This is a genomic window from Chryseobacterium sp. OSA05B, from assembly GCF_019970065.1.
Lineage (GTDB): Bacteria > Bacteroidota > Bacteroidia > Flavobacteriales > Weeksellaceae > Chryseobacterium.
Genome location: NZ_JAHXYH010000001.1, coordinates 51,690 through 72,866, shown reverse-complemented (window position 1 = coordinate 72,866; position 21,177 = coordinate 51,690). Strand labels below are relative to the sequence as shown.

General features: G+C 37.4%; 19 protein-coding genes. 11 read left to right on the top strand and 8 right to left on the bottom strand.

The window, feature by feature from the left end:
- Positions 1-567 precede the first annotated feature (567 nt).
- Positions 568-717 (bottom strand): hypothetical protein, encoded by a 150-nt coding sequence (locus tag LC419_RS00395; protein ID WP_156122729.1) that lies wholly within the window; start codon positions 715-717, stop codon positions 568-570.
- Positions 718-1,119: 402 nt separating this feature from the next.
- On the opposite strand from LC419_RS00395, the gene purB reads away from it, so the two are divergent.
- The 7 genes from purB (at position 1,120) to LC419_RS00360 (ending at position 10,611) form a co-directional block, all read left to right on the top strand.
- On the top strand, positions 1,120-2,547 hold the full coding sequence (purB, locus tag LC419_RS00390; RefSeq protein WP_072922338.1) for an adenylosuccinate lyase: 1,428 nt from the start codon (positions 1,120-1,122) through the stop codon (positions 2,545-2,547).
- A 45-nt stretch (positions 2,548-2,592) separates the two neighbouring features.
- Positions 2,593-3,552, top strand: a complete 960-nt coding sequence (locus LC419_RS00385) for a WG repeat-containing protein (protein WP_223605476.1) — start codon at positions 2,593-2,595, stop codon at positions 3,550-3,552.
- Between the two features lie 9 nt (positions 3,553-3,561).
- The gene (locus LC419_RS00380; protein ID WP_223605475.1) at positions 3,562-4,986 is read left to right on the top strand and encodes a serine hydrolase; all 1,425 of its coding nucleotides are present in this window, start codon (positions 3,562-3,564) and stop codon (positions 4,984-4,986) included.
- Positions 4,987-5,062: 76 nt separating this feature from the next.
- A complete protein-coding gene (locus LC419_RS00375) occupies positions 5,063-8,758 on the top strand; it encodes a phosphoribosylformylglycinamidine synthase (RefSeq protein WP_223605474.1) in 3,696 nt (1,231 codons plus the stop codon).
- A 381-nt stretch (positions 8,759-9,139) separates the two neighbouring features.
- Positions 9,140-9,544 (top strand): ribonuclease inhibitor, encoded by a 405-nt coding sequence (locus LC419_RS00370; RefSeq protein WP_223605473.1) that lies wholly within the window; start codon positions 9,140-9,142, stop codon positions 9,542-9,544.
- A gap of 108 nt (positions 9,545-9,652) precedes the next feature.
- Positions 9,653-10,279: a GDSL-type esterase/lipase family protein gene (locus LC419_RS00365; protein WP_223605472.1), complete on the top strand. Its 627-nt coding sequence runs from the start codon at positions 9,653-9,655 to the stop codon at positions 10,277-10,279.
- Positions 10,279-10,611, top strand: a complete 333-nt coding sequence (locus LC419_RS00360) for a gamma-glutamylcyclotransferase family protein (RefSeq protein ID WP_223605471.1) — start codon at positions 10,279-10,281, stop codon at positions 10,609-10,611. Before LC419_RS00365 ends, LC419_RS00360 begins: the two co-directional genes overlap by 1 nt.
- A 67-nt stretch (positions 10,612-10,678) precedes the next feature.
- On the opposite strand, the gene LC419_RS00355 is transcribed toward LC419_RS00360, so the two are convergent.
- The 3 genes from LC419_RS00355 to LC419_RS00345 form a co-directional block, all read right to left on the bottom strand.
- Positions 10,679-11,224: a hypothetical protein gene (locus LC419_RS00355; RefSeq protein ID WP_223605470.1), complete on the bottom strand. Its 546-nt coding sequence runs from the start codon at positions 11,222-11,224 to the stop codon at positions 10,679-10,681.
- Positions 11,225-11,226: 2 nt separating this feature from the next.
- Positions 11,227-11,604, bottom strand: a complete 378-nt coding sequence (locus tag LC419_RS00350) for a hypothetical protein (protein ID WP_223605469.1) — start codon at positions 11,602-11,604, stop codon at positions 11,227-11,229.
- 428 nt (positions 11,605-12,032) lie between these two features.
- Complete coding sequence (locus LC419_RS00345; RefSeq protein WP_223605468.1) at positions 12,033-12,383, bottom strand: diacylglycerol kinase family protein; 351 nt, start codon at positions 12,381-12,383, stop codon at positions 12,033-12,035.
- Positions 12,384-12,640: 257 nt separating this feature from the next.
- Between LC419_RS00345 and dnaN the strand changes: the two genes are divergently transcribed.
- From dnaN to LC419_RS00325, 4 genes are all read left to right on the top strand, one after another.
- Complete coding sequence (gene dnaN, locus LC419_RS00340; protein WP_034725003.1) at positions 12,641-13,771, top strand: DNA polymerase III subunit beta; 1,131 nt, start codon at positions 12,641-12,643, stop codon at positions 13,769-13,771.
- Between the two features lie 68 nt (positions 13,772-13,839).
- A complete protein-coding gene (locus tag LC419_RS24185; RefSeq protein WP_306666565.1) occupies positions 13,840-14,673 on the top strand; it encodes a M23 family metallopeptidase in 834 nt (277 codons plus the stop codon).
- Between the two features lie 306 nt (positions 14,674-14,979).
- Entirely contained in the window at positions 14,980-17,382 is a 2,403-nt protein-coding gene (pheT, locus tag LC419_RS00330; RefSeq protein ID WP_223605467.1) for a phenylalanine--tRNA ligase subunit beta, read from the top strand.
- A 378-nt stretch (positions 17,383-17,760) separates the two neighbouring features.
- A complete protein-coding gene (locus LC419_RS00325) occupies positions 17,761-18,171 on the top strand; it encodes an META domain-containing protein (RefSeq protein WP_223605466.1) in 411 nt (136 codons plus the stop codon).
- Between the two features lie 50 nt (positions 18,172-18,221).
- Here the strand turns inward: LC419_RS00325 and LC419_RS00320 are convergent, their stop codons facing one another.
- Genes LC419_RS00320 through LC419_RS00305 form a run of 4 tightly spaced genes read right to left on the bottom strand, consistent with a single transcriptional unit; the run spans position 18,222 to position 21,132 of the window.
- A complete protein-coding gene (locus tag LC419_RS00320; RefSeq protein WP_007845674.1) occupies positions 18,222-18,461 on the bottom strand; it encodes a hypothetical protein in 240 nt (79 codons plus the stop codon).
- A gap of 37 nt (positions 18,462-18,498) precedes the next feature.
- Positions 18,499-19,815 carry a hypothetical protein gene (locus LC419_RS00315; protein WP_223605465.1) on the bottom strand — a complete coding sequence of 439 codons (1,317 nt, stop codon included), beginning with the start codon at positions 19,813-19,815 and terminating at the stop codon, positions 18,499-18,501.
- Between the two features lie 4 nt (positions 19,816-19,819).
- On the bottom strand, positions 19,820-20,710 hold the full coding sequence (locus LC419_RS00310; protein WP_223606726.1) for a 3-hydroxybutyryl-CoA dehydrogenase: 891 nt from the start codon (positions 20,708-20,710) through the stop codon (positions 19,820-19,822).
- 11 nt (positions 20,711-20,721) lie between these two features.
- On the bottom strand, positions 20,722-21,132 hold the full coding sequence (locus tag LC419_RS00305; protein ID WP_223605464.1) for a hypothetical protein: 411 nt from the start codon (positions 21,130-21,132) through the stop codon (positions 20,722-20,724).
- Between the last annotated feature and the right edge of the window lie 45 nt (positions 21,133-21,177).

Below are 21,177 nucleotides of genomic sequence, written 5' to 3'. Positions count from 1 at the left end.
TTTTATTTTGAACCGAATGTTTTTTGTGGATAACCAGGAAATGATGATCCCGTATATAGCGAATAGCGTTACTACTATATTTGATCTGAATTCAAGAGTGTAAAATTTTGCACAGAGAATGAAATTATAAAAGGAAGGTATGGTTTTATTGATTTCTTAAGGCCACTTCATTAAACTGAAAATCTACTGTTAAAATGATTCTGTAAAGGTTTTTGCACAGGAAATTAAGCTAAAGGAAGTAGGCTCAGATAAAAGTTCTACTTCAATGACGGCTGTTATTTTTAGTAAAGACATGAAAAAGGCTGAAATTTTCATTCCGGAAGGAGCGGCAAAAGCATTATTCTTGACAGAGAAGGAAAAAGTAAAATGTGGAAAAGTGGAAGCTGTATTAAAGAAACATATGTTTTAGTTCTTTACAAAAAAGCAGGTTACCGGATTAAAAAGATGATGTTGTGATTTGTCAGTAAATCAGAATTAAAAAATATAAAAGCCATTCAAACGAATGGCTTTTTTGTTTCTTAGCAAATAATCGGTAAGAAGAAGCCCGGATGAACCAGGCTTTATTTTTTAGATGCACAATGCTTCATCATATCTTCTGCAAGGTCCATTTTCTCTGTATTGGCAAGTTCCGGACGGACAACTTTGTCCCGGTTGAGGAACCCATCCTCCTGAAATCATTTTTAAAGTACTCTTTGATAGTTTTTTTAGATTTTTCATAATACGTTTTGTTTTGATTTGTTCTCTACTCTGTTAGCTTTTCGAGCGCCGCTTTATTAACGAATTTAAAAAATAAATTGAAATAAAATCACCATCTGTTGAGAAATTATGATAATATTCCACAAATTATTCAATAAAATGGTGAAAAGAATCAGTGCAATCTGCCGAATTTGCTGCAGTTTCAAGGATGCTAGCAAAGGAAATAGGCTTCTTTCTTAATCTGTAAAAAACATGAATCCGGTTCATAAGATGCTACAGAATAAAAGACTTTACGTATTTGATTAAGTCTTTAAAAAAATATAAAACAGATAGTCAGTTTTAGTTAAAATTTAAAAGGACCTTTACAATTTTCATCTCTCACCGAAAATCCTTATTTTTGTGCATCTAAAAGTAAAAGAAAGAATGAATTCCTACAAAAATCCATTGGAAGAGCGCTATTCCAGTGAAGAAATGTTGTTTAATTTCTCACATAATAACAAATTCCGTACCTGGAGAAAGCTTTGGATAGCTTTGGCTGAAATAGAAAAAGACTTAGGTCTTGATATTACAGACGGACAAATTGCTGAGCTTAAAGCGAATGCCGAAAACATCGATTACGATAAAGCGGCTGAGTATGAAAAAAAATTCCGTCATGATGTAATGGCTCACGTTCACACGTATGGTGATGTGGCGCCTTCAGCAAAAGGAATCATCCATTTGGGAGCTACTTCAGCTTTTGTAGGAGATAATACAGACCTTATTCAGATCCGTGACGGGCTTTTAATCTTAAAGAAAAAGCTGGTTAACGTAATGAAAAACTTAGCTGATTTCTCTATTCAGTATAAAGACCTTCCTACTTTAGGATTCACGCATTTCCAGCCGGCTCAGCTAACGACCGTTGGAAAAAGAGCCACCCTTTGGTTACAGAGTTTGGTTCTTGATATTGAAGAACTTGATTTCTTCTTAGAAACACTTCGTTTCCGAGGTGTAAAAGGGACTACCGGTACTGCTGCAAGTTTCTTAGAGCTTTTCAACGGTGACTATTCAAAAGTAAAACACTTAGATAAAGAACTTTCAAAAAGATTCGGTTTTGAGAAAGTATTCGGAGTTTCAGGTCAGACCTATGACAGAAAAATTGATGCTAAAGTAGTAGCTTTATTAGGAAATATTGCTCAGTCAGCTCATAAATTCACTAACGATTTACGTCTTCTTCAAAACCTGAAGGAAATTGAGGAGCCGTTCGAGAAAAACCAGATCGGTTCATCAGCAATGGCTTACAAACGTAATCCAATGAGAAGTGAAAGAATCGGAGCGTTGGCGAAATATGTAATGTCTCTGACGACAAGTTCTGCTATGGTAGCTTCTACTCAGTGGTTTGAAAGAACACTGGATGACTCTGCGAACAAGAGACTGACAATTCCTCAGGCTTTCCTTGCTGTGGATGCTATTCTATTGATCTGGAACAACATCATGAACGGTATCGTTGTATATCCGAACAGGATCAACAAGCACATCATGGAAGAGCTTCCTTTCATGGCGACGGAATATATCATCATGGAAGAAGTGAAAGCTGGTGGTGACCGTCAGGAAATTCACGAAGTGATCAGAGTGCATTCTATGGAAGCTTCCAAGAAAGTGAAAGAAGAAGGTAAAGAAAATGACCTGATTGAAAGAATCTTAAATGACGATTCTCTAAAATTAGATAAATCAAAATTAAAAGAAGTTTTAGATCCTAAAAACTTTATCGGTTTCGCACCTATCCAAACGGAAGAATTCATCGCGAATGAAGTTCAGCCGATTCTGGATCAGAATAAAGATCTGATAGGATTGGAGGCTGATCTTAAAGTATAAAACAGATGCAGTCTTTTGGGCTGCATTTTTTATTTTAGATTCAACATGAAAAAAACGCTTTTACTCATTGCCATGATACCCATCCTTTCTTTTTCCCAGAAGAAAGAGGTTTTAAAGTATTTTATCTCAAAAGATACATTAGCAGGAGTAAAAGATCAGGATGGAAAAATCATCATTCCTGCCCAGTTTAAAATATATTCGGATCTTGAAGATGGAGAGCTTGTAAAAGAGGAAACCATTTATTTCGACGGTTCCAAAAAAGGAGAAGCCAAAGAAAAAAATGCCTGGGGGTATGTGTACGATAAAAAAGGAAACTTCCTGTACAGACCATTCTTTTATGACAATGGAGCAGATTATTTCAGAGAAGGAGTCAGAAGATTCGCTAAGAATGGGAAAGTAGGTTTTGCTGATCGCAACGGAAAAATAGTCATAGAAGCCAGACATGATTTTGTTTCCTATTTTGACTATGGTTATGCAGTATTTTGTGACGGTTGTGATTGGGAGAAAACAGAAGATGAACATAAAGCAATTGTCGGTGGAACCTGGGGCGTATTGAACACCAAAGGAGAAACCGTTAAGCCCATCGCGAAATCATCTGATAAAAACAAAGAAATCCAAGGGAAATATTATCCGAATCCGTTTCAATACAACGAAAAAGAGAAGAACATTCTTCAGTTTTTTTATAAGCAGAATAAAACACTTTCAGGATTGTATTACATCAATGTTTATCCTGAAATGTCTGATGCCGAGAAGAAATTACTTTTTGAAATTGTAGAAAGGCCAAAAGAAAATTTTCCTTATTACCAGATCAATACCTATGCTTCGAGTATGGACAGTATGGTTTCTGAACGGTTTAAATTCCTTGTTTCAGAAGATGGTCAGGAAAAGTATGCCATGGATTATAATGAAAAGGTTCCTTACAAAGAATGGCTGAGTAATGAAATAAAAGAAGCAGAACAGTTTCAGAAAGAACATCTCGATAATCCTAATAAATTTGTAAAATAACAATTGCCTATGAAAAACCTGTCGATTTTTTTATTGATTCTTGTGTCTTCAAAGAGCTTCTCACAAAGCCAGAAACTGGTGTATTCCATCATGGAGACCAATGCACAGAAATTAAAAGAAAAATCAGGGGCTTATTCCGTATCGGTCGGAATCGTGAAAGACGGTAAAGTGTACACAAAACATTTCGGGGAAATAGATAAAGGAAAGGGAAATAAAGCGGATGACAATACCTATTTTGAAATAGCATCTGTTACCAAGCTTTTTACCGGACAATTGTTGGCTCAGGCTGTTTTGGAAAATAAAATTAATCTTGAAGACGATATCCGTAAGTATCTGAAAGGATCATATCCCAATTTAGAATACAATGGAACTCCCATTAAAATTAAAGATCTGATTTCCTACAGGACAGCATTGCCTCGCAGTTTGCCTGATGACACCGAAATCCGGAAAACAATGTCAGACGAAACTCCTTTTCAATACAATACATTAGGAGAGAATTATACAAAGGATCATTTTAAGCAGGATCTTCAAAAAGTAAAACTGGATACAATACCCGGAATCAAATACGATTACAGCAATTTAAGCCTTGAACTGACAGGTCTGATGCTGGAAAATATCTACGGGAAAAGCTATGAAACGCTGCTTAAAGAAAACATCCTGTCAAAAGCAGGAATGGATCACACCAAACTGGAATTGGGTAAAGGGGAGGTCTTAGCGAATGGTTATCATTCAAGCGGACGCCTTATGCCAAAATTCATAAGCCATTTATGGGGTGCCAGTGGAGTAAGAACCAAATCCACTATGGGAGATCTGGTGAAGTTTTTAAAGTATGAACTGGATTCGAAAAACTCAATTGCTCAGGAATCTCAAAGAAACATCAGCAACAGCAAAGGGGACTGGTATGGATATTTTTGGGACGGCTTCGGTCTTAGTGAGCATGGGAAAAGAGGATACAAGCATGGTGGAGCATTCGGAGACCAGGTGTGGTTTGCCATCTATCCAGAAATGAATACGGGAATCTGCTTTATTGTAAACGTCAGTGGTCCGGATACATTTCCGGTGCTTTATAGTTCTGCTGCTGAGTTAATGAATGATCTGACAACAAAACCAGGCAAAAAGGAAGCAGAAGGATACTATCTGAAAGGAGATAACGTTGTATTTACGTATACACATCCAAAGAATTTAAATTCAAAACTGATCAATAGTGCTTCTGTCGCTGGATCTTTCAACGATTGGAAGACAGACCATAAGAACTATCAGTTAACGAAGAAAGAAGACAACCGCTTCGAGTTGGAAGTTCCGAAATCCGGTTTTGAAAAAGGAAAGACCTATACTTTTAAACTGGTTCTGAACGGAGACGACTGGATCAATGCATCAAAAAATGCTTCCAATACAGACGGAACAGATGATAATAATCTGACGTTGAAGCTTTAAAATATAAAGGACCGTTATGGGTTCTGAAAAAAGTAAAAAGAAAGTAATAAATCTAATATTTAAAATCTGACATCTAATGTCTAATAACAAAAGAATTTTCGTAGAAAAAAGAGGAATTTTCGATGTTGAAAGTCCAAAAATTTTTGATGAAGTAAAAGCAGTCGTTCCGGCGGTCAAAAATGTGAAAGTGTATAATGTGTATGATATTTTCGGACTGAACGACGGAGAATTCGAAAAGGTGGTCAACAGCACTTTCGTAGATCCGGTGACCGATATTTTACATACAGAAAACCCTGCCGCAGAGATTGGTTTTGCCATGGAATTTCTTCCCGGTCAGTACGATCAGCGTGCAGATTCTGCGCAGCAGTGTATCGCTCTACTCACGGAGAATGAAAAATCTAAAGTAAGAAGCGGAAAACTGATCCAGTTTGAAGGCGTTTCTGAAGCAGATCTTGTCAAAATCAAAGACCTTCTGATCAATAAAGTGGAATCTCAGGAAAAAGATCTTTCTATTCTTAACATTCCTGCAGATGAAGTGCCGTCAAAAGTTTTGATCCACGAAAATTTCATCAGTTTCGACGATGCTGAACTTGAAAACTTTTACAACAATCATGGTTTTGCATTAGAATTGGATGACCTGAAATTTATTCAGGAATACTTTAAAACAGAAAAAAGAAATCCTACCGAAACGGAACTGAAAGTTTTAGACACGTATTGGAGTGACCACTGCCGTCATACCACTTTTGAAACGGAATTGTCAGACATCCAGTTTGAAGGAGCATTCAAACAGACATTGGATACTATTTTCAGTGACTATATCGAAAAGAGAAAATTCTTAGGCCGTGAGCTGAAGCCAATCTCTTTAATGGATCTTGCGACAGTTTGTGGTAAATATTTCCATAAAACAGGGAATCTGGAGAACCTTGTTATCTCAGATGAGATCAATGCATGCACCATCCAGATCGAAGCTGAATACGACGGTAAAAAAGAGCCTTGGTATTTATTATTCAAAAATGAAACCCACAATCACCCGACTGAAATTGAACCTTTCGGAGGAGCTTCAACCTGTTTGGGAGGAGCCATCAGAGATCCTTTGTCCGGAAGATCATTTGTATTCCAGGCGATGAGATTAACGGGAGCCGCCGATGTTTTAGAGCCGGTTGATCAAACTTTACCAGGGAAATTACCTCAGAAAACCATCACCAAACAGGCTGCCAACGGATATTCATCTTACGGAAACCAGATCGGTTTAGCCACTACCATGGTTTCTGAAATCTATGACGAAGGCTATAAGGCCAAAAGAATGGAAGTAGGATTCGTTACCGGAGCCGTTCCTGTAGATTGGGTAAGACGTGATAAGCCGGAAAATGGTGATTCCATCATTATTTTAGGAGGGGCAACAGGACGTGACGGAGTAGGTGGAGCGAGCGGAAGTTCAAAAGTGCAGGATGAAAACAGTATCCACACCATGTCTACTGAAGTTCAGAAAGGAAATGCCGTTGAAGAACGTAAAATCCAGAGACTGTTCAGAAATCCTGAAGTAACGAAGCTGATCAAGAAATCAAACGACTTCGGAGCAGGAGGTGTTTCTGTGGCCATCGGTGAAATTGCTGATTCATTAGAAGTAAATCTGGATGTTTTACCTTTAAAATATGAAGGATTGAACGGAACCGAGCTTGCTATTTCTGAGTCTCAGGAAAGAATGGCTGTTGTGGTTGATCCGCAGGACAAAGAAAAGTTCATCAAATTCTGTGAAGACGAAAACATTGTTGCTGTAGAAGTGGCAAAAGTGACCGATTCAGGAAGAATGCAGATGTTCTGGAAAGGCGATAAAATCGTCGACCTTTCAAGAGAATTCTTAGATACCAACGGATGTTCCAAAACTCAGGAGGTGAAAATTACCCATCTTGAGGAAGTAAAAGAAGAAACACCAGCTTTTACAAAAGAGAACTTCATGACCATATTAAGCGACAAAAATGTAGCTTCCCAAAAAGGACTGTTGGAAATGTTCGACTCTTCTGTAGGCGGAACTACCGTTGCGATGCCGCTTGGAGGAAAATACCAGCAGACATTGATGGAGGGAAGTGCTCAAACACTGCCTATTTTAGGAGCAAAAGATATTGAAACCGTTTCTTTTGCAAGCTGGGGATTTGATACCGCAATTTCAAAACAGAATTCACTCTTAGGAGCTTCTTATGCGGTCGTAGAAAGTGTAGCTAAGATTGCTGCTATGGGAGGGGATTATAAAAATATCAGATTAACGTTCCAGGAATATTTCGAAAAACTGGGCCAGAATCCAGAGAAATGGGGGAAACCTTTAGCATCTCTTTTAGGCGCTTACGACGCTCAGATCAACCTTGGTCTTGCTGCGATCGGAGGAAAAGACTCGATGAGTGGTACGTATCAGGATCTGAATGTTCCGCCGACATTGATTTCATTTGCCTGCGCTAATGGTGAGAAGAAAAACGTTATTTCGCCGGAATTCAAGAACGCCGGAAATAAATTGTATTTCTTTAAGCATATTCCTCAGGAAAACGGACTTCCTAATTATGAAAGCTTAAAAGAAATCTTTGGATTTATTTTTGACAATATCAAGGCTGGTAAAATTGTTTCTGTGAAAACCGTTAAAGAAGGCGGTGCCGCAGTAGCTTTAGCAAAAATGAGCTTTGGAAACAGATTGGGAGCAGACATCACGATTGATGAGAATGCTTTATTGGCTAAAAATATCGGTAGCTTAATCATCGAATCAAAAGAAGAGCTGAGCAATACTTCTCTTCAGCAGATCGGTGAAGTAAAAGATTCAGGTATTTTAAAAATCAACAATCTTGAATCTCAAATCTCAGAGCTTGAATCTGCGTACACGGGAACGTTTGAAAACCTTTTCCCAACACAGGAAAAAGAAAAATTAACGGTTGAAATCGATAAGAAATCAAACTCAATCAATCCAAGAAATATCATCATTAAAAAACACGGAATTGCTCAGCCGAAAGTATTTGCTCCTGTATTCCCGGGAACAAACTGCGAGTACGAAACCCTGAATGCATTCCAGAAAGAAGGAGCGGTCATCAGCAGTCTTCCGTTGAAAAACATCAGTCACCAGTTATTGGATGAAAGCATTGATGCTTGGGTGGAAGAGATCAGAACGTCTCAGATTCTTGCCTTCTCTGGTGGTTTCTCAGCAGGTGATGAGCCGGACGGTTCAGCGAAATTCATCGTTAATGTTCTTAAAAACGAAAAGATGAGAAATGCTGTTCACGAACTATTGGACAGAGATGGAATGATCATCGGAATTTGCAATGGCTTCCAGGCTTTGGTTAAGTCCGGTCTGTTACCTTACGGAAGAATTAAGGATTTGGATGAAAATTCTCCGACATTGGCTCACAATGCCATCAGAAGACATATTTCACAAATGGTGAATGTAAAAGTGATCAATGACGAAAGCCCTTGGTTAAAAGGAATGAAAGATCAGGTATTTACCATTCCAATTTCTCACGGTGAAGGACGTTTCATGGCTTCGGAAGAAGAAATCAAGAAACTGTACGAAAACGGTCAGATTGCGACTCAGTATATCGATCTTGACGGAAACATTGCCCACGGAATGCCATTCAATCCTAATAATTCATTATTCGGAATTGAAGGGGTTACCAGCCCGTGCGGAAAGATTTACGGAAGAATGGGACACCCGGAGCGTTTTGCAGAAGGCCTCATGAAGAACATACCGACCGCGAATTACCACAACATATTCAAAAACGGAGTAGAATACTTCAAATAAAATAGAAATGACCGCCACTGAATGGCGGTCGTTTTTTTATATCAGAATTCTTTGCTTTTCTTAAACCAAGTATGTAATCATGGAAGTTTTGTGTTGAATCTTATATTTTTTTGACGCAAAGTTTTTACTTTAGACGATGTTGAATTTAAAGGAATGCAAAGAGCTCGACTACGTCGCCAATGAAGCGAGTGGATAATACGCGGCTTAATCGAATCAATGTTAATTGATTCCTTCTTTGCCTCCTCAAAATATGCAGTATTGGAATGAAAACTTTGCGTTAAATCCTTAATGCATGATTGATAAAAATGTGAATTTTTATTAGATAACTTAGTCACAAGAAAACCCTTTTTTTATATTTACGGAATAAATCTTACAAGTAAGATGTTGAATTTAGATCAAAATAAAATAATCACAATCAATGGAAGCCGTTTCTCAGATCTGGCCGGATTCTATGATGAAGCTTCTTTGGTATTCATGAAAGATACAGACTGGAAAGTAGGAACACTCGATGGCTTCGATGATATCCTGTACGATGGTTTCGGAGTATTTGAAAACAAAGATAAAGTTGAGGTCATATGGAAAGCATCCCAGAAATCAAGAGAAAATCTCGGACTTGAAACGACCCGTATTTTTTACGAAAATAAAATCAGACAGGGAAAACCTTTTAACGTAGAATTAATTCAACAAAAACTGGATGAACTGCTTTCAGGGAAAGGTCAGACACTCTTTGAAATTTTAATTGAAATTATAGAATCACACAAGAATATTAGACTAATTTTGGATTGATATTGGACGAATGATGAGTGATGAGTGATGAGTTATGAGTTATGAGTTATGAGTTATGGTCAACAGTACTAACATCTAATTTCTAATATCTAACATCTAATTTTAAAAATGAAAAAAATGATTTACGGGCTGTTCTTTGGCGACAGCATTACTTATGGAGAATACGACGGAGTATTCGGCGGATGGGTAGATATTCTGAAAAGATATGCCTTGCAGCAGTTTCATGAAGGAAAAAATGAACTGATTCTTTTCAATCTTGGAATAGGCGGTGAAACCACAGAAGGCTTACTGAAAAGAATGCCTCATGAACTGGCTGCCAGAAATTCTGCAGAAGGAAATATTGTTTTTATCGGGTACGGTGCCAATGACCTTGCTCTAAAGGATGGAAGTCAGATGGTGAGTCCTGATCAGTTCAGGGATAATATCAAAACAGCAATTCAGCATGCAAAACACTATTCCGGGGACATTTATCTGGTGAGTATTCTTCCATTTTCTGAAAAGATAGATGGAGTAGAATCTGCAACGGGAAAATTACGGATCAACGGAGATGTATTAGTTTATAATCAAATCCTTAAAGATATAGCCACTGAAAGCGCTTTATATTATATTGATTTTTATGCTGCATGGGCAGAAGATAAAGAAATTCTGCTTTCTGCAGACGGAGTTCATCCCAATGAAAAAGGCTACGGCATAATGGCTGAAACCGCAATACCAATCATTGAAAAATATTTATAATGGTGCATTTATTTTCTTACGGAACCCTGCAGAAAGAGCAGGTGCAAATTGAAACATTCGGAAGAATTCTTGAAGGTGAAAAAGATACCCTGATAGGCTATACAATGAAAATGGTAGAAATTACCGATCCCGAAGTGTTGCGCAAAAGCAATCAGAAATACCATCCGATCCTGGAACTTTCCGGAAACAGTGGTGATGAAGTGGAAGGAATGCTTTTCGAAGTGACGGAAGAGGAAATCCTTCAGGCTGATGAATATGAAGTGGATGATTATAAAAGGATTGAAACGGCTTTTAAATCGGGAAAGAAAGGATTTATGTATGTAGGAAAATGATTTTAAACCTAACTAATAAAGAAAAAACGGGCTTTGACCCGTTTTTTTGTTGATTGTCAATACCTGATTACCAGACATTGATCCATAAATCTCCTCCGAAGGTCACAGCTTCTGCTTTAAATGCATAGTTGATCCCATTCAGTGTACTGGTTCCGGTTATATAATTAGGGATACCCGTACAAGTCTGATAAAACCCTACAGATCCTCCCAGAGTAGGATTCATTTGTCCGGGATTACTAGGGTCTTTAAGTTCAAATTTCATATAACTCCATCGCTGAGCATTAGCTGCTGCAGGACTGATAGATGTAGCTGGAACTATTGTGTTGTTGTACCAATAACTGTCAATAGGATAAGGATGCGGTGACGATGCAAAAGAAGATGATTTTAAAAAGGTAGTATAATCGGCAATCACGCCCGGAGGCAGCGGTATACTGGGGCCTAAAGCCTGATACCCATCACCACATTGGGAAGGGTTTACGGTAAATATGGTATAGTGTAAATTTAAGCTGTGGTAAGAATCATCATTAAATACATGTAAATTTCCAGAACCGTCTTGTGCAAAAGCAGAAGATGCGATACTTAGACCGAGAAGAATGGTGAATATCTTTTTCATAATTAATCGTTTAGAGTTTTTTGAGGAGTTTTGTTATTTTTTTCGTTGTAAATTTTTACAGCCCACGTAAGGATCTTATCACGGTCTCCCTGGGTGATTTTTTTGATCTCCTGGTCAGAGGTACCGGTAGATTTTATTAACTCTAAAGCGGATGGAATGAGAATGTCTTTACGACGGTCACTCAGTTCCAGTGATTGTTGGTTTCTTTTTTCCTCCTCAGTCGGAAGATTTTGAGGAAGGCTCAGGCTTTTGATTGATTTTTCAAAATTAGTAATCTCCCTGCTCTTTTTGGCATCACCCGGAGTAACAACCGCGGTGGATTCTGTACTGCAAGAGATAAATGCTGCCATCATGATCGCATAGAATAGTTTGCTTTTCATACGTATAAGTTATTATTAGGTTTTTATAAATGTATTGATTTTACATATATCATGTAACGGTGAAAAGTAAAATTTATTTTAAATATGTATTTATTTGGTAATTATTTTATCGATATTTTATTTTTGGTTTAATTAATACCGCAAAATAATACTTTTAACTAATAATAAAATATTGATGTAATTCAAAAAAAATTAAGAAAATAATCATGCAGAAGGGATCTCACGGTAGGATAGGAGATGAGTAAAAAATCGTTTGGAAACGAGTAACAGTAGGATGACGATAGTTCTAGTGAAGCCTATTTCTAACATGACAGAGCCGGTATTTTAGCCCGTTTTACATTTAAATATTTAAGAACATTCAAACGCTTAATTTTAATCCCTAATCCCTAATCCCTAATCCCTAATCCCTAATCCCTAATCCCTAATCCCTAAATATATTTCCAGTACACAAAAATTCCCACAATAACTGATGCAACAACCATCAATACAACAGCTCCCGCAGCAATATCTTTAATAAAGCCGATTCTTTTGTCAAAATCAGGCTGGATGATGTCACATATTCTTTCTATGGCGGTATTGAAAATTTCGGCACTTAAAACAGCCAAGGAAGCTGTGAGAATGAGTACCGTATCTATGGCCGAAAGTTTAAAATAGAAAATCAGGAAAAGATTAATGAAAAAGGCGGCCAGTTCGATCTGGAAATTTCTTTCCGCTTTGATCATTAGAAAAATGCCGCGGAAAGCGTTGATGAAACTTCTGTGAACAGACGGTTTTTTCATGGATTCTTTTTCACAAATATAGTATTTGTATTTTAATGAAAGCAGAAGATGAAATGTAGGTTTTTAAAATAATAGACTCTGCTCTAAAACAATAAGCAGGTGCTGAAATCTTCTGTTTAAAAATTAATGAAGAAAGAAATCTGAGCATAATGTCAAGTCTGAAAACCAATTAGTGATATTTGTGAAAAACTCCCTATGATTATTTTTTTCATTATAGTTTCTATTTATTATATTTGTAGAAACTTATTTTTAAATCTATGAAATTTATTATTTCAAGTGGTGAACTGCAGAAAGCATTGCAAACTGTAAGTGGCGTAATATCAAGCTCTCAATCGAGACCGATTTTAGAAAACTATCTTTTTGAATTAGACGGAAATAACGTTACCATTACAGCTTCTGATGGCGAGACTACTCTTGTTACTTCTTTGGAGGTAAAGTCTGACGATTCGGGTAAATTTGCCGTTCCTGCTAAAATTTTTCAGGATTTTATCAAGACGTATGGTGAACAGCCTCTGACGTTCGTTGTGAAAGATAATGCGGAAGGAACCGGTAGCCAGCTTGAGATTTTAGATGAAAAAGACAATTTCGCCGTAGCACTGGATAATGCAGATGATTATCCTGAACTTCCGGAATTTGATGCCTCTCAAAGCGTAGCAATGCCTGCCGGAGTTTTATCTGAAGCGTTGACGAACACCCTTTTTGCAACAAGTAATGACTCTCTTCGTCCTGTAATGACAGGCGTATTGTTCCAGTTTGGAGAAAATGAAACCAATTTTGTTTCTACAGATTCCCACAGACTGGTTGTGTATAAAAGAACAGACCTGATGAATGCCGAGCCAATGGAATTCATCATGCCTAAAAAACCTTTGAATATTTTCAAAAATATCCTGGCCAGCTCTAATGAAGATGTGAAAATCGACTTCAACGAGAATATGGCTAAATTTACTTTTGGAAAACATATCTGGATCTGCAGACTGATTGATGGGAAATATCCTAACTATACCGCTGTAATCCCAAAAGAAAATCCAAACGTACTGACGATCAACAGAAACCTTCTTCTAGGAGCTATTAAAAGAGCATCGATCATGTCTAACAAATCTACCAACCAGGTAAGATTTAAATTGTCTGCCAATATTCTTCACCTTCACGCAGAAGATACTGAATACGCAAACAAAGCAGATATGCAGATCCCTTGCGACTATAACGGAGAAGATATTAATATCGGTTTCAGCTCTAAGTTCTTAACGGAGATGCTTACCATTTTAGGTTCTGACGATATCACCATGAAAATGTCTCAACCGAACAGACCGGGGATCATTGAACCTCTTGACGGTCTTGAAGAAAGCGAAAATATCCTGATGTTATCAATGCCGGTGATCGGATTGTAATAATATGATATATATAATTAAGAGAGGCTGGGGGCAATCCAGTCTCTTTTTTAATGGACCTGAATCTCATGAAAAGAATACTTATATTCACTTTACTACTATCATTCATCCATTTATTTTCTCAGAAAAATATTAAAATTTATCATGAGAAAAAAGGAGATGCTGTGATATTTTATGCTGACAACCAGGAGATCTATCCTATGTCTGTTGTTTTTTCCGGCCAACCGGAATTAGAAAATATGAAAACTCCCGAAACCTTTAAAATAACTCAGGTTATCCCCGCTAAATCAGTGAAAAACAGAATAGCCTATTTTGTTATTGCGGATAAAAAAAAGAAGTGGGCTGTAAAACAGATCCCTGGTTATTTGATGTATGTGGGAGATGTTACTTTGAAAGATTACGACAGGGACTATCAATATGACCTGCCATTTAAAAAAGGAAAATCGATTAATATTTTTCAGGGATATAATGGCGTTTTTTCTCATCAGAATGAAAACTCATTAGATTTCAAGATGCATGAAGGAACGGAAATTATAGCTTCCAGAGAAGGGCTGGTAATCGATCTTGTTAAACATAACAATACCGGCTGTCCCTCAAAAAGCTGTGCAGATCAGGGCAATTATATTACGATTATGCATTCAGACGGAACCTTTGCTCAGTACTATCACTTACAGGAAAATGGGGTGAAAGTAAATATCGGAGATCATGTGAAGAAGGGCGATAGCATTGGATTAAGTGGAAATACAGGTTGGAGCAGTGGTCCTCATTTGCATTTCATGTGTTATCTGCCAAAAGCAGAAAAAGATAATCCCAGAGAAACAGTAAAAACTCTTTTTAGAACAGGTAAAGGTGACAAAGCAGAATATTTGCTTCAGAAAAAAAACTATTCAAAAGAATACTAAATGATCTGCTTTACAATGTTGTTCATGATTTTGAAGATCAATCGTGACATAATGCTAACAGATAGTTGTGATTTTTATTGAAAAAGTAAGCCGAATTGACCAAACAAAGATTTAAAAAAAATTAAAAGTTATTCTCTTAAAGTGAGCTCTAAATTTCGCCGTTTCTCAAAAAAACACGACATTTGTAGCGCGGAAAATTCGAATAAATTTTCAAAATAAGAAAAGGTTTTTAACCTTGGAAAAAATTAAAAATGATCAGATAAAAGGCTAAAACCGGTGTCTGACCAATAAAAATAGATTGAGCAAATGAAAATATCAAACAACTGGCTGAAAGACTTTATCAAAACGGAACTGAAAACTGAAAGAATCGGAGAATTCCTTACAGATATAGGTCTTGAAGTAGAGGGGATAGAAAAATTTGAAAGTGTAAGAGGCAGCCTGGAAGGTATTGTCGTAGGAAAAGTATTGACCTGCGAAAAACATCCGAATGCAGACAAGTTAAAGAAAACAACAGTTGACGTAGGAAACGGAAAAATATTGAATATTGTTTGCGGTGCTCCGAACGTAGAAGCAGGACAAACGGTACCTGTAGCTGTTGTGGGGACTAAAATCTATGACAAAACCGGAAACTTTTTTGAGATCAAAGAAGCGAAGATCAGAAGCGAGGTTTCTCAGGGAATGATCTGTGCGGAAGACGAACTTGGCCTTAGCGAAGACCACGGAGGAATTATGGTGCTGGATGAAACGAAATATGAAGTAGGAAAAAACTTTGCAGATTATTTTGAACTGGCGAATGATGAAGTGATCGAAATCGGTTTGACGCCGAACAGAACAGATGCGATGTCACACTATGGGGTTGCAAGAGATCTTCACGCATTCCTTTCTACTAACCAGCAGAAATCAACGTTCGAAAAAGTATCTTCTGAAGCTTTGAATAACGAAGGTTCGCACAATTTCACTTTAGAGGTTGAGGATGCCGAGTTGTGTCCAAGATACATCGGAGCTGTGATTGAAGACGTAAAAGCAGCAGAATCTCCGGCCTGGTTAAAAGACAGATTAAAAGCAATCGGTTTAAACCCGATTAATAATATTGTAGATATCACCAATTATATCCTTCACGGATACGGACAGCCTCTTCACGCATTTGATGCGGACAAAATCACCGATAGTAAAGTGAAAGTGGGAACTGTGAAAGCAGGAACTAAATTCACGACCTTAGATGGTGTTGAAAGAACGCTGAATGGCTCTGAGGTGATGATCAAAGATGGAAAAGATAACCCTATGTGTATTGCCGGAGTTTTCGGTGGTACCAATTCAGGAGTGTCTGATGAAACGAAAACCATCTTCCTTGAAAGTGCTTACTTTAACCCGGTTGCCGTAAGAAAAGGAGCTAAGTTTCATGGTTTAAATACAGACGCTTCTTTCAGATTCGAAAGAGGAGTAGACCCGAATATCACCAGAACAGCGATCACACATGCGATTAAAATGATCCAGGAAATTGCAGGTGGAAAATTAGTGGGAGATCTTTTGGAAGAATATCCGAAGAAAATTGAAGACAATTATGTGATCATCAGATTCTCAAAAATTGAGCAGATTTTAGGAACAAAGATCCACAGAGAGAAAGTAAAGGAAATCTTAAAAGCTTTGGAAATCCAGGTTTTAAACGAGATCCAGAACGGACTTGAAATTTCTGTTCCGGCTTACAGAGCAGACGTAACAAGAGAAATTGATGTGATTGAAGAAATCTTAAGAATTTACGGATATAACAAGATCGATGCTCCGCAGAAGATTTCATTTACACCGGTAAAATTGAGCGCCAACGATCAGGACGAGCTGGAAAACAACTGGGCAAGAACTTTACAAAGTATTGGATTCAATGAAGTGATGAACAACTCACTGACATCTGTAAAAGATGAAACCGATGCTGTAAAATTACTGAACCCGTTAAGTGGTGACCTTGCATTCATGAGAAAATCTTTACTGGAAGGTCTTCTTCAAAATGCGGTGTACAACATCAACAGAAAGAATCAGGATATCAAGTTCTTCGAATTCGGAAAAATTTACCATAAAAAAGATAAATACGAGGAAAGAAAGCAGCTGGCGATTCTTGTTACAGGAAGAGATGTAGCAGAAAACTGGTTGCAGCCTAAATCTGCAGTAAGCTTCTACAACCTTAAGGCGTATGTAAAAGTTTTATTGGAAAAACTGGCTGTCACTTATAAAGAAGTAGCTTTGAACGACGAAAGATTCTCAGATTCATTAGCGTATGAAGCAGACGGAAAAACGTTAGTAAGAATCGGAAAAGTATCTCCTGTATTGCTGAAAGACTTTGATATCGATCAGGAATGTTTCTACGCAGAAATCGAGCTTGAACTGGCACAGGAATTACGTTCCAAAAATGAACTTAAATTTAAGGATATTCCTAAATTCAATAAGATCAGAAGAGACCTTGCCCTGCTGATCGATAAAAATGTAAACTATCAGGATCTGTATCAGACTGCTAAAAAGAATAAATCTTCTTTCATCAAAAGCATCAATTTATTCGACGTTTATGAAGGGAAAAACCTTCCTGAAGGGAAAAAGTCTTATGCCATGAGCTTTGAGCTTCTGAATGAAGAGAAAACACTGGAAGAGAAAGAAATCTCTGAAGTTATGGATTCTCTGATCAAAGCTTTCCAGAAAGAATACAACGCAGAATTAAGATCTTAATTTAGATTAAAAAATATATTATTAAAACGGGCTTAAGCCCGTTTTTTTTGTGTCCTTTTTCGCGCAGATTAAACAGATCAGGCAGATATTTAGAATGGTTAATAAAAATTTCCCCAATTGGCTGGATATGCGAGAGAATAAAAGTAATATCCTATAAACTGTTCAATAGTAGCGGACTTTAGCCTGTTTTAAAATAATCATAATATGAATGGCTTTAGCCAAAAAATAACGAACATGCGCTAAGTTATAGTGATAATTTTAGCCGCGTTGCTGTTTAAAATTAATTCTAAAATAGAAGTCTTAAAAAGTAATAAAATCCCCTGCATCCCGTTTAAATAATATAATTTCCTTAAATTTGAGTAATTCAAAAAGAAAAAAATGAAAAATCTTTTTTTAAGTATAGGTGCGACTGCTATTCTGGCGTCGTGCGGTACCATGTCCAGCGCTTCTGCATCTAAAGTAGGAAAGGCTCAGCCTGCATTGGCAAATACAAAATGGACGTTGGCAGATAACGTGAAAGGTAAGGTTCCTACCCTGAATATCGAAGGGGAAAAGATCAATGGAAACGGGGGATGCAACAACTATTTCGGAACAGCTAAAATAGATCCTTCTACCGGTGATTTCTCTGCAGGACAGATGGGATCTACCAAAATGATGTGTAACAATATGAGTGTTGAGCAAAACTTTATGGATATGGTAGGGAAGGCCAACAAATATGTAATTTCCGGAACTACACTGGAGCTTTATAAAGACAATCTTCTGCTGTTGAAATTCAACAAAGCTGAATAAAATAAAAAAGGAACTCAATCTGAGTTCCTTTTTTTATGTTTAGGTCGTTATTATTCTTCCTCTTCTTCGTCGTACTTAGCCAACTCTTCATCACACCATTTGAACGCAGCCTCTACTACTTTTGTAGCCTCGTCTGCCATAGTTTCTTCATCGTCACCTTCCAAATCATCTAGCCACTCAACTTCTTCTTCCTCAACGTTTAAGATGAATCTTGGATATTCTGTGTGAACTACGAATAAATCTTCAGGAAATTCCGAATTGTCTGCTAATAAAAACTTTGGTAATTTCATTTTTTAAATATTTTAACTTTAATCAAAGATAATAAAATTATTGATATTTGTTCTTGTCGATTTTAATTTTTTGCAAAACTTTATACCTTGTGAGTGTGGTTCTGCGGAGCGTATCTTCAGGCTTGAACGTAAGGGTAATATCTGAATTTACCGTACTTAAAAGTTCTGCCACCTGTATTTTTTCCAGACTCTCTTCTTTTAAAACATAAAACTGTATGGGAACTTTGTCCAGTTTCTCACTTTTTAAAAAATCGGACACCGCTTTTCTGTTTTCAAGATAGTTTCCTTTTGACAGCCAGGTGAAAGCCAGCCCGGACAACAAGCTCAATGCGGTAATCGCATACGTTTTAAAGTTGAAAATCCTGAACAGACGGTTAAAATAAATCACCCATACCGGAATGGTAAAAGGCCCTAAAATTCTGTAATCAATAGGATTTACAGAATAAAAATACTGGACAAAATAAGAGCATACAATACCCGAAATACTGATGATCGTAAAGAACCACTCAGTGTCAGACAGTTTATTTCTTACAAAGAGGTAAATCATCAGGAGAATATTCAGCGCACCAATGCCATAAATCCCATAATTGATAAATCCGCCGCGGGGATCTGCAATATGAATGAATGGATTCAATGAAGTGGCTAATCCCTGCATCAATTCTGTCAGCAGTTGAGAAGTAGGGTGTATGCCAACGGATAAAGCCTGCTGCACATAATTTTCATTAAAATAATCAATAAATAAAAGCTTATAAGCCCCAACAAACAGGAGTCCTATGATACCGGAAACAATAAATACGGATGAATATTTTCTTCTCAAAAACAACAACCCGTAAAGACCGGTTCCTCCGATAAAGAATAACGCGCTGTATCTGATATTATAAAGAGCAATTAACGATAGGGAAAGATAAAAAACAGCCTTTCCTTTTTCAAGTTTTCCTGTAATGATCTGCGAGGCAGTGTACAGAAATAAAAAGACAAGAGGAAGAATAAGGGCTTCACTCATCGTGTATGCAAATAGTGAAACAAAGCTGAACAATCCGCCTACAGCAATGGCTTCGCGTTTATAAAAATCTTTTTTCCAGCAGAAATAAACAATAAAAAGATAAGCTGCAATGCCGAGTGCTTTACTTCCCCAGAACTCATCGAACCCCAGAAAAGTAAACAGCCTGATGCCAACGGGATAGCCCATCGGGGTGGTGGTATTGTCAATGGTCGGGAGAACATGCGCAAATCTCATAAACCGTATGGAATCGGGATTTATTCTTCCTTTTTCATTCAGCATAAAACGAAGAATGGTCATCATTACTGTAACGATGACCATTGCTATCTGAATATTTCTTTCCTTTAATTTCATTCAGTTATTTCAAAAACATTTTTGAAACTTTTTCAGCTTTTTTGCTTTCTGAATAATCGTAGAAACCTTCACCGGACTTTACCCCCAGTTTTCCTGCCATTACCATGTTCACAAGAAGCGGGTTAGGAGCATACTTAGGATTTTTGAAACCGTCATACATTACATTAAGAATCGCAAGACAGATGTCAAGACCTATAAAATCTGCCAGTTGAAGAGGTCCCATCGGATGTGCCATTCCAAGCTTCATTACCGTATCGATTTCTTCTACGCCAGCCACTCCGTTGTAAAGCGTTTCAATAGATTCGTTGATCATTGGCATAAGAATTCTGTTCGCTACGAAACCGGGATAATCGTTCACTTCTACAGGAACTTTCCCTAAGGTCTTACTCATATCGTAAATCGCATCGAAAGTCTCTTTAGATGTAGAATATCCTTTGATGATTTCTACCAGTTTCATGATAGGAACCGGATTCATAAAATGCATCCCGATCACTTTATCAGCTCTCTTGGTAGCCGCAGCGATCTTTGTGATGGAAATAGAAGACGTATTGGTCGCCAGGATACAGTTGGCAGGTGCCAGTTCATCCATTTGTCCGAAGATCTTCAGTTTCAGATCCTGATTTTCAGTAGCCGCTTCTACGATAAGGTCTGCACTTCCCGCAGCATCCTGAAGTTGTGTAAAAGTGCTGATATTTCCTAATGTTTCAGCTTTTTGCTCTTCTGTAAGGTTTCCCTTTGCAATGATTCTGTCAAGGTTCGTTGTAATTGTTTTCAGTCCTCTGTCCAGTGCATCCTGAGATACGTCTACCAGATTGACTTTGAATCCGCTTTGTGCAAAAGTATGCGCAATACCGTTCCCCATGGTTCCAGCTCCAATAACTACAATGTTTTTGATCATTTTTTCTTTTATTTTTTATAGATAGTTAAATTTTTAATGTCCGTCAGGTCAGATTTATAAACAGTCACCGCCGGATCAAAATGAACGCTACCGTCACTGTCCTGTTTTCTGATTTTGTTTTGTGAAGTAATAACGGACTGAAGGCCTTTGGCAAAAGCTGTTTTCTGTTTTTTACCCAACTTATCCGTTCCTATATATAAATTAAATTCACCTTCTCTCCCCAATCCGCCCTGTTTTAAGACTTCAAAGGCCTTTAGCTTATTGCTTTTCTCAAACTTTTTCAGATAATCTGTCACTGGCTTTGTGGAGGGTGTTCCACAGCAGATGCTGCCATAGCTTACGCGTACATAGCTCATACTCTTTTGTGAAAAAAAGAAGGCAGAACAGAACAAAAATGTTGTTAATACAATTTTTTTCATATCGATGGTTTTCCGGATTGAAGAAATGAAATTCTACCGGTTTTT

Coding starts and splice junctions, on each gene's coding strand:
- LC419_RS00395 (WP_156122729.1), bottom strand. CDS start 717: ATGAAAAATCTAAAAAAACTATCAAAGAGTACTTTAAAAATGATTTCA.
- purB (WP_072922338.1), top strand. CDS start 1,120: ATGAATTCCTACAAAAATCCATTGGAAGAGCGCTATTCCAGTGAAGAA.
- LC419_RS00385 (WP_223605476.1), top strand. CDS start 2,593: ATGAAAAAAACGCTTTTACTCATTGCCATGATACCCATCCTTTCTTTT.
- LC419_RS00380 (WP_223605475.1), top strand. CDS start 3,562: ATGAAAAACCTGTCGATTTTTTTATTGATTCTTGTGTCTTCAAAGAGC.
- LC419_RS00375 (WP_223605474.1), top strand. CDS start 5,063: ATGTCTAATAACAAAAGAATTTTCGTAGAAAAAAGAGGAATTTTCGAT.
- LC419_RS00370 (WP_223605473.1), top strand. CDS start 9,140: ATGTTGAATTTAGATCAAAATAAAATAATCACAATCAATGGAAGCCGT.
- LC419_RS00365 (WP_223605472.1), top strand. CDS start 9,653: ATGAAAAAAATGATTTACGGGCTGTTCTTTGGCGACAGCATTACTTAT.
- LC419_RS00360 (WP_223605471.1), top strand. CDS start 10,279: ATGGTGCATTTATTTTCTTACGGAACCCTGCAGAAAGAGCAGGTGCAA.
- LC419_RS00355 (WP_223605470.1), bottom strand. CDS start 11,224: ATGAAAAAGATATTCACCATTCTTCTCGGTCTAAGTATCGCATCTTCT.
- LC419_RS00350 (WP_223605469.1), bottom strand. CDS start 11,604: ATGAAAAGCAAACTATTCTATGCGATCATGATGGCAGCATTTATCTCT.
- LC419_RS00345 (WP_223605468.1), bottom strand. CDS start 12,383: ATGAAAAAACCGTCTGTTCACAGAAGTTTCATCAACGCTTTCCGCGGC.
- dnaN (WP_034725003.1), top strand. CDS start 12,641: ATGAAATTTATTATTTCAAGTGGTGAACTGCAGAAAGCATTGCAAACT.
- LC419_RS24185 (WP_306666565.1), top strand. CDS start 13,840: ATGAAAAGAATACTTATATTCACTTTACTACTATCATTCATCCATTTA.
- pheT (WP_223605467.1), top strand. CDS start 14,980: ATGAAAATATCAAACAACTGGCTGAAAGACTTTATCAAAACGGAACTG.
- LC419_RS00325 (WP_223605466.1), top strand. CDS start 17,761: ATGAAAAATCTTTTTTTAAGTATAGGTGCGACTGCTATTCTGGCGTCG.
- LC419_RS00320 (WP_007845674.1), bottom strand. CDS start 18,461: ATGAAATTACCAAAGTTTTTATTAGCAGACAATTCGGAATTTCCTGAA.
- LC419_RS00315 (WP_223605465.1), bottom strand. CDS start 19,815: ATGAAATTAAAGGAAAGAAATATTCAGATAGCAATGGTCATCGTTACA.
- LC419_RS00305 (WP_223605464.1), bottom strand. CDS start 21,132: ATGAAAAAAATTGTATTAACAACATTTTTGTTCTGTTCTGCCTTCTTT.